Raw genomic sequence first — 1472 nt, 5'->3', positions numbered from 1 at the left:
TTGGTTTCGCAGAACTTGTGCACGATCTTGGTGAAGTTACGCAGGGCCTGCCCCTGGGTCATCATCACTTTACGACCCAGCAGGTCCAGCGCCTGGATACCGGTGGTGCCTTCGTACAGGGTGGAGATACGGGCGTCACGCACGTTCTGCTCCATGCCCCACTCGCGGATAAAGCCGTGACCACCGTAGATCTGCACACCATGGTTGGCCGCTTCCAGACCGGCTTCGGTGACGAATGCCTTGGCGATGGGCGTCAGCAGCGCCATCAGATCGTCGGCTTCCTTGCGGGCCGCGTCGTCTTTCTCCAGCTTCACCTTGTCACCCAGCTGGGCACACAGGTACACCAGCGCACGGCCACCCTCGGCGAACGCCTTGGAGGTCAGCAGCATGCGACGCACGTCCGGGTGAACGATGATCGGATCAGCGGGACCTTCCGGGTTTTTCGGGCCGGACAGGCTGCGCATGGCCAGTCGGTCCTTGGCGTAGGTCAGACCACCCTGGAAACCCAGCTCGGCATGGGCCACGCCCTGGATGGCGGTCCCCAGACGGGCAAAGTTCATGAAGGTGAACATGCAGTTCAGACCCTTGTTTTCCGGGCCGATCAGGTAGCCTTTGGCGCCATCGAAGTTCATCACGCAGGTGGCGGATGCCTTGATACCCATCTTGTGTTCGATGGAACCACAGGTCACCGCGTTGCGCTCGCCCACACCGCCGTTACCGTCGGTGAGAAACTTGGGAACGATGAACAGGGAAATGCCCTTGGTGCCTTTCGGCGCATCAGGCAGGCGGGCCAGAACTATATGGACGATGTTCTCGGCCATGTCGTGCTCACCGGCAGAGATAAAGATCTTGGTGCCGGTGATGTTGAAGGAGCCATCCGCGTTGGGCTCGGCCTTGGATTTCAGAATACCCAGGTCGGAACCACAGTGGGGCTCGGTCAGGCACATGGTGCCGGTCCACTCACCGCTGGTCAGCTTGGGCAGATACGCCTGCTTCTGCTCATCGGTACCGTGTTCTTCGATGGTTGCCACCGCACCGTGGGACAGGCCCGGGTACATGCTCCAGGACCAGTTGGCGGTACCGGTCATTTCAGAGATGGCAATGCCGGCAGAACCGGGCAGGCCCTGGCCACCGAACTCCGGGTCGCCGCCCATGGCCGGCCAGCCGCCTTCCACATACTTGGCGTAGGCTTCCTTGAAACCTTTCGGGGTAGTCACTTCGCCATTGTTGAAGCCACAGCCTTCCTCATCACCGGACCGGTTCAGGGGAGCCAGCTCGTTCTCGGCAAACTTGGCGCCTTCTTCCAGGAAGGCATTCAGCAGTTCGCTGTTGATCTCTTCCAGACCCAGACCCTGGTAGTGGCCGTCCATGTCCAGAACTTCATTCAGCACAAAGCGCATATCGCGCAGGGGAGCCTTGTAATCCGGCATCTCAAATCTCCCTAAAATAATCGGTGAAAATGAGGCGGGCCG

At 60.1% G+C, this 1472-nt stretch carries 1 protein-coding gene; it reads right to left on the bottom strand.

Annotated features, from left to right (window positions below; translation table 11 throughout):
- Positions 1-1430, bottom strand: a 1430-nt coding sequence (locus HUJ17_RS02210; protein WP_290509158.1) for an acyl-CoA dehydrogenase family protein, incomplete at its 3' end; no start/stop codon positions are given.
- Positions 1431-1472: the final 42 nt, after the last annotated feature.

The organism is Alcanivorax sp., assembly GCF_014762765.1.
In the GTDB taxonomy this organism is placed as follows: Bacteria; Pseudomonadota; Gammaproteobacteria; order Pseudomonadales; family Alcanivoracaceae; genus Alcanivorax.
Note: the sequence above shows the minus strand (reverse complement) of the source record. Positions and strands in the feature narration are given on the sequence as shown.